The organism is Mesorhizobium sp. M7A.F.Ca.US.007.01.2.1 (genome assembly GCF_003998165.1).
Lineage (GTDB): Bacteria > Pseudomonadota > Alphaproteobacteria > Rhizobiales > Rhizobiaceae > Mesorhizobium > Mesorhizobium ciceri.
This window is the reverse complement of sequence record NZ_RZQP01000283.1, coordinates 1-6,919: the sequence shown is the minus strand read 5'-3', so window position 1 is coordinate 6,919 and position 6,919 is coordinate 1. Positions and strand designations below refer to the sequence as shown.

The following is a 6,919-nucleotide window of genomic DNA, read 5'->3' as shown; positions in this document are numbered from 1 at the left end:
CATTCCGATGCGCTGATCGCCGAATTGCAGGATGCGCTGGTCGAGACCTGGGATGCGCTCGGCATCCCCTATGGTTCGGCAGGTCGGCCTTCGGTGGCCAAGAGCGACCGCATCATTCCCCTGCTGGTGCCCAAGTCAGGCGGCTGATGCCGTTTGGAACTCTACTCCGGCCGCCATCTGGCTCGCCGGAGCGATTTCAATTCGGGCTTCGTCAGCGGCTCAGGCGTTCTTCATCCACTTCGCCAGCCGGTGCGCCGCTTCCTCGATCTGGTCGAGACGGCGGTGGAAGCACAGCCGCAAAAACGCCTCGCCGCCGGGGCCGAAAGCGGTGCCTGGCGCCAGGCCGACATTGGCCTTGTCGACGATGTCGAAGGCAGCAGTGCGTGAATCGGTGATGCCATCGACTGTGAAAAACAGATAGAACGCGCCCTGCGGCACCGTAAACCCAGCGCGGCCGGTGGCGCCGAGGATGCCGCAGACAAGGTCGCGCGCCTTGCGCGCCCGCTCCACCTGTTCGGCGACGAAGGCGTCGCCCTCGTCAAGGGCGGCGACCGCACCGCGCTGCATGAACTGGGCGACGCCGGAGCTCGAATACTGGATCAGGTTCTCGAATACCTGCTGCAAGCTCGGATGCGTCTTGATCCAGCCGACGCGCCAGCCGGTCATCGCCCAATTCTTGGAAAAGGAGTTGACGTACAGGATACGGTCTTCCGCCGACGCTATGTCCAGGAAGGACGGCGCGCGGCCGTGGCCGTAGTGAAACAGTGAATAGATCTCGTCGGCGATGATCCAGAGGTTCTTCGCGCGCGCCAGAGCGAGGATCGCCTGCAAGGTCTCGTGATCGGCGGTCCAGCCGGTCGGATTCGACGGCGTGTTGATGAACAGCGCCTTTGTGCGCGGCGTGATCGAAGCGGCGATCTTCTCGACGTCGCAGGACCAGCCATTGCCGGAATGATCGAGCGTGACCGCGACTGGAACGGCTCCCGCTATCCCTGCTGCGGCATCGAAATTCGGCCAGGCCGGCGACAGGTAGACCACCTCGTCGCCGGCGCCGGCGAGCGCGTCGAGCGCCAGCTGGATGGCATGCATGCCGGAGCCGGTGACGATGAATTCTTCCTCCGGAAAATTCTTGCCGAAATGCCTGGCATAGTAGCGGGAGAGTGCCTGCCTGAGATCGGGGATGCCCCGTTGCCAGGTGTAGAATGTCTCGCCGCCGGCCAGCGCCTTCGACGCGGCATCGGTGATGAAGGCTGGCGTCGGCAGGTCGCCCTCGCCGGCCCAGAGCGGAATCATGCCTTCGCGCAGGCGGCCGTAGTTGACGACGGCGACAATGCCACTTTCGGGTGCCGCACGGGCCTCGGTGCGCAAGCTGTCGATCAGGGTCATGGGCGGATCCGTTTTTGGTCTGCGGTTTTCGTCAGCGGTCCTTACCAGATGCGAAAACAGAAAACCCCGGCCGCCAACGACCGGGGTTTTGGTCCAGCAAATGCTGCCCGTGGTCAGCGCCTGGCGAGCAGATCGCGAATTTCGGTGAGCAGCGCGACGTCGGCGGGCGGCGGAGCGGCCGGTGCAGCGGGCTTCTCGCGCTCAAGCCGCTTGCGCATGTTGTTCACCGCCTTGACCATCAGGAAAATGATGAAAGCGAGGATGAGGAAGTTCAACGCGACAGTGATGAAGCTGCCGTAGGCAAAGACCGCGCCTTGCTTCTTGGCGTCGGCCAGCGAGGTGGCGTTGACGGCCGAGGAGAGGCCAAGGAAATAATTGTTGAAGTCCAAGCCGCCGAAAATCGCGCCGACGATCGGCATGATGATATCGTTAACAAGGGAATCGACGATCTTGCCGAAGGCCGCGCCGATGATGACGCCGACCGCAAGGTCCATCACATTGCCCTTGGAAATAAATTCCTGGAATTCTTTCAGCATTCGACCCTCCTTGTCGTGACTGGCCGAGCTGCCGTTTCCGTCCTTGCGGCATCGACCTGAGGCAACATAACAAAAACCTCCTGACGCAACATGGGTAAAAGGGAGGAAACAACCGCTTTCTCCTTACCTTACGGCACTTTGGGCGGCAGCTCTGCCGAATTTGACGCGTTGCGTACAAGGGCGTGAAATTTCATATCCCCGCGATGCAAATCGACACAGATGCCGCCGAATCACTGCAAAACGACCACGCTGGACCAGATTGCCGCCGAGCACGGCATGGGCCCCCGGTTGTTGACGCGAGCGATCAATCGCTCTTTGCAAGGTTTCCCGCATTGACGGCACGGCAAAGCCAGCATTGAATTTCTGGAAATTATAGGCGTTTTCGCCTATAATGTTCTCATGAACATGCTCGAAACCATCAGCATTGATGTTTATCCGTGGGCGGCTCCAACAAAGGAGCAGCGCGCTTGGTTTGACGCGCTTTCGCCCGGCGAGAAGCGGAAAGCGATTCAGGCGGCGATCAACGAAGGTTTTGAGAGCCCGGTCAGCGAAAAGTCGATCGACGACATTATTCGGGAAGCGCGTGCCGAACTCCCGCATGCGCCATAGGATAACGCATCGTGCCGAACGCGATCTGAAAGACATTTACCGACACACCTTCGAAAACTTCGGCCACACTCAGGCCGAAAAGTACCTGCGCGAACTCGACGCGGTGTTTGAGTTGCTCGGCGACTATCCGAGTATGGGCCGGCTCTATGAAGGCAGGACCCATCAGTTCGTCCACGGCAAGCACATCATCCTCTATCGCATGGGTTTGGAGGAGGTCGTCATTGGCCGTATTTTCCACGGCGCTCAGCGGCGATCTTCACCATAACGACACCGACGCGCCGCCCTGATAGCCGTCCTGCACAGCTCTGCAATGGACTCGGACGCCAAGCTGTGGTTGCGTCCGGGCAAGCCGGATAGAAAGACGGCAGAGGAGGAAAGTCCAAGCGTGCAGGGCTTGTTCATCGTCATCATCGCGGTCGCCTATGTGACGCTGCTGTTTGCCATCGCCAGCCTCGGCGACCGCCGCTCGGCCATCTCCGAGCCGAGCCGGGGGCGGCCTTTCATCTATGCGCTCAGCCTCGCGATCTACTGCACATCCTGGACTTTCTTCGGCTCGGTCGGTCTCTCTTCCGAACGCGGCCTCGAATTCCTCGGCATCTATACGGGCCCGGTGCTCGTCTTCGTCTTCGGCTTCCCGCTGCTCAACCGTATCGTGCGGCTGGCCAAGACCGAGAAGATCACCTCGATCGCTGATTTCCTCGGCGCACGCTACGGCAAGAGTTTCACCGTCGCGGCGATCGCCACGCTGATCGCCACCATCGGCGCGGTGCCCTATATCGCGCTGCAGTTGAAGGCGATATCCGGTTCGGTCAGCCTGATGGTCGAGCACTATACGGGATCGCCGCCTTCGTTCGATCCCTTCGTCAGCGACATCTCGCTGGTCGTCGCCATGCTGTTGGCGCTGTTCGCGGTGCTGTTTGGAACCCGTCACGCCGACGCCACCGAACACCAGGACGGACTGGTGCTGGCGGTGGCGGTCGAAACCGTCGTCAAGCTCGCCGCCTTCCTGGCGATCGGCCTGATGGTCACCTTCCTGATCTTCGGCGGCCCGGGCGACATGTTCGACAAGCTCGCCGAGAACGCGCAGGTCCGGCAGGCGATGAGCTACAACACCTCGCTCGCCACCTGGCTGGTGCTGACGTGCCTGAGCGGCTTTGCCATCATCATGCTGCCGCGGCAGTTCTACGTCACCATCGTCGAAAACCGCGGCGAGGCCGAACTGCGCACCGCGACATGGGTGTTCCCGCTCTACCTCGTGGCGATCAACCTGTTCGTGCTGCCGATCGCCTTCGCCGGCCTGTCGCTGGTCGGCACCGGAACCAGCAGCGATCTCTATGTGCTGTCGCTGCCCCTGTTCAGCGGCCATGATGTGCTGGCGATGGCGGCTTTCATCGGCGGCCTGTCGGCGGCGACGGCGATGGTGATCGTCGAAAGCGTGGCGCTGTCGATCATGATCTCCAACGATCTCGTCATTCCGCTGTTCGTGCGCCGCCTGCTCAAGACCTCGACCTCCGAGACCGAGGACTGGTCGACGCTGATCCTTAATGTGCGGCGCGGGGCGATCTTCATCCTGTTGTTCATCGCCTTCCTCTATTACCGCGAGAGCACCAACAGCGCGCGCCTGTCGTCGATCGGCCTGATGTCGTTCGCGGCCATCGCCCAGTTCGCCCCCGCCCTGATCGGCGGGCTGATCTGGCGCGGCGCCAACGGCCGGGGTGCGGCACTCGGCATGGTCGCCGGCATCCTCGTCTGGGGCTACACACTGCTCCTGCCGTCGCTTGCCGCGGCCGATACCGGCATCATCGTGCACGGGCTGTTCGGCTTCGAGGCGCTGCGGCCGCAGGCCCTGTTCGGCACCGTCGCCGAACCGCTGAACCACGGCGTGTTGTGGAGCCTGTCGATCAATGCGGTGTTTTTCGTGCTTGGCTCGCTGTCGCGCGCGTCGGTGCCGCTGGAACGCATCCAGGCGTCGATCTTCGTGCCGCGCGATGCCGGCCCGATGCCCAGCCTGCGCCGTTTCCGCACCGCCATCACCGTCAACGACCTGAAGGACACGATCGGGCGCTATCTCGGCGTCGAGCGCACCGAGCGCTCTTTCCAGTCGTTCGAAAAGACCAACGGAACCTCGCTGCACGGCAACGAACAGGCGAGCATGGACGTCATCCGCTTTTCCGAGCAGCTGCTGGCCAGCGCCGTCGGCTCCTCCTCGGCACGGCTGATCCTGTCGCTGCTGTTTCGGCGCCACGACCGCGAATCCCGAGATGCCTTCCGCTTGCTCGACGACGCCACCGAGGCGCTGCAGCACAACCGCGACCTCTTGCAGATCGCGCTCGACCAGATGGAACAGGGCATCACCGTCTTCGATCGCGATTTCCGCCTGATCTGCTGGAACCGCCAGTACCGGGCGCTGTTCGACCTGCCCGACGAGATGGGCCAGGTCGGCGTCTCGCTCGACCGCATCCTGCGCCATCTCGCCGAGCGCGGCGACATTCCCGCCGATCAGCGTGTGGCCATGCTCAACCGGCTGACCAGCTTCGTCAGCCCGTGGCAGATGGAGCTGAAAACCTCGGGCCGCATCCTGGAACTGCGCTCCAACCCGATGCCGGACGGCGGCATCGTCGCCACCTATGCCGACATTTCCGGGCGCGTCGAGCAGGATCTTGCGCTGAAAAGGGCCAATGAATCGCTGGAGCAGCGGGTCAAGACGCGCACCATCGAGCTGACCCGGGTCAATGAGGAACTGGCGCAGGCACAGATGCTGGCCGAGGAGGCCAATCTCGGCAAGACGCGCTTCCTCGCCGCCGCCGGCCACGACATCCTGCAGCCGCTGAACGCCGCCCGGCTCTATTGCTCCTCGCTGATCGAGAAGGCCGGCAAGGGACCTGCCGGCAAGGCGGCCGTGAACATCGAATCCTCGCTGGAATCCGTCGAGACCATTCTCGGCGCCGTGCTCGACATCTCCCGCCTCGATGCCGGCGCGATGAAGCCGGATGACACCGCCTTCAACCTCGACGGATTGCTGCGCCAGATCGGCAACGACTTCCGGCCGCTGGCCGCCGAAAAGAAGCTCGAGCTGACCATCATGCCGTCATCGCTGACGGTGACGACGGACCGCAATTTGCTGCGCCGCCTGATCCAGAATCTCGTCTCCAACGCCATCAAATACACGCGCCGCGGCCGCGTGCTGGTTGGCGTCAGGCGGCGCGGCGAATTGGCCGAGATCCAGGTGATCGACACCGGCATCGGCATCGCCGGCGACAAGCTGAACACCGTCTTTCGCGAATTCACCCGGCTCGACGAGGGCGCGCGCGAGGCCGAGGGCCTCGGTCTCGGCCTCTCCATCGTCGACCGCATCGCCCGGGTGTTGCGCCTGGAGATCCGCATCTTTTCCAGTCCGGGCAAGGGCACGCGATTCTCCGTTATCCTGCCCGTCGCGGCCGTGCAGGCACGACGCGAGATCGAAGCCAGGGCTCCCGCCCGCGCGACAGCCTCGCTGGCCGGTCTGCACGTGCTGTGCATCGACAACGACGCCCGCATCCTCGAAGGCATGCGGCTCCTGCTCGAAGGCTGGGGTTGCAACGTCGACACCGCGTCCGGTTCAAAGGATCTGGAGACCGCGAAGATACATCGCCCGGACATCGTCCTTGCCGACTACCATCTCGACGGCGAAACCGGCCTCGAACTCGTCGTCAGGCTGCGTGCGATCCATGGCGACACCCTGCCGGCCGTGCTGGTCACCGCCGACCGCTCCAACGAGGTGCGCACGACCGCCGGCGGGCTCGAGATTGCGGTGATCAACAAACCGCTCAAACCAGCGGTACTGCGCTCGATGATGGCCAGGGTCAGGCCGCTGGCGCCGGCGGCGGAATAGGGGTCTAACCCGCCGGCTGCAGCGGGTCGCTGCCGATCTTGGACAGCAGGATCACCGCCTGGGTGCGGCTGTCGACGCCGAGCTTCTGCAGGATGGCGGAGACATGCGCCTTGATGGTGGCCTCGGAGACGCCGAGTTCATAGGCGATCTGCTTGTTGAGCAGGCCCTCGGCCAGCATGCCGAGCACCCGGGTCTGCTGCGGCGTCAACGCCTGCAGCCGCTTGATCAGGTCGGATATTTCAGGGTCGCGCTCGATGCCGAGATCGACGCCGACGGGTGCTGCAATATCGCCGGCAAGCACCGATTGCACGGCGCTGCGGATTTCTTCCATGCTGGCCGATTTGGAGATGAAGCCGGAAGCGCCGAGGTCGAGCGCCCGCCTGATGGTCGCCGGATCGTCATGCGCCGACACCACGACCAGCGGCACCGCCGGATGGATGCCACGCAGCGAGATCAGGCCGGAGAGGCCGCTGGCGCCCGGCATCGACAGGTCAAGCAGCACCAGATCGACGTCCTC

6 protein-coding genes and 1 pseudogene are annotated in these 6,919 nt (G+C 63.4%); 4 read left to right on the top strand and 3 right to left on the bottom strand.

Features of this window, described 5'->3' with window-relative positions:
• Positions 1 to 147, top strand: a pseudogene (locus EN949_RS36810) (5-aminolevulinate synthase); the annotation flags it as partial.
• A 72-nt stretch (positions 148 to 219) separates the two neighbouring features.
• Here EN949_RS36810 and EN949_RS31110 read toward each other — a convergent pair.
• Together EN949_RS31110 and mscL are read right to left on the bottom strand one after the other, a co-directional pair.
• Positions 220 to 1,386, bottom strand: coding sequence for a pyridoxal phosphate-dependent aminotransferase (locus tag EN949_RS31110; protein WP_024503136.1), 1,167 nt, complete (start codon positions 1,384 to 1,386; stop codon positions 220 to 222).
• 113 nt (positions 1,387 to 1,499) lie between these two features.
• Complete coding sequence (mscL, locus tag EN949_RS31105; protein ID WP_013533610.1) at positions 1,500 to 1,922, bottom strand: large conductance mechanosensitive channel protein MscL; 423 nt, start codon at positions 1,920 to 1,922, stop codon at positions 1,500 to 1,502.
• Between the two features lie 399 nt (positions 1,923 to 2,321).
• On the opposite strand from mscL, the gene EN949_RS31100 reads away from it, so the two are divergent.
• The 3 genes from EN949_RS31100 (at position 2,322) to EN949_RS31090 (ending at position 6,402) form a co-directional block, all read left to right on the top strand.
• Positions 2,322 to 2,531, top strand: coding sequence for a hypothetical protein (locus tag EN949_RS31100; protein WP_127367276.1), 210 nt, complete (start codon positions 2,322 to 2,324; stop codon positions 2,529 to 2,531).
• The gene (locus EN949_RS31095; protein ID WP_013533612.1) at positions 2,521 to 2,796 is read left to right on the top strand and encodes a type II toxin-antitoxin system RelE/ParE family toxin; all 276 of its coding nucleotides are present in this window, start codon (positions 2,521 to 2,523) and stop codon (positions 2,794 to 2,796) included. The genes EN949_RS31100 and EN949_RS31095 overlap by 11 nt, the downstream gene beginning before the upstream one ends.
• Before the next feature lie 120 nt (positions 2,797 to 2,916).
• Positions 2,917 to 6,402, top strand: a complete 3,486-nt coding sequence (locus EN949_RS31090; protein WP_063170462.1) for a PAS domain-containing hybrid sensor histidine kinase/response regulator — start codon at positions 2,917 to 2,919, stop codon at positions 6,400 to 6,402.
• A 4-nt stretch (positions 6,403 to 6,406) separates the two neighbouring features.
• Here EN949_RS31090 and EN949_RS31085 read toward each other — a convergent pair.
• On the bottom strand, positions 6,407 to 6,919 hold a 513-nt coding region (locus EN949_RS31085), incomplete at its 5' end, for a response regulator transcription factor (RefSeq protein ID WP_164782595.1).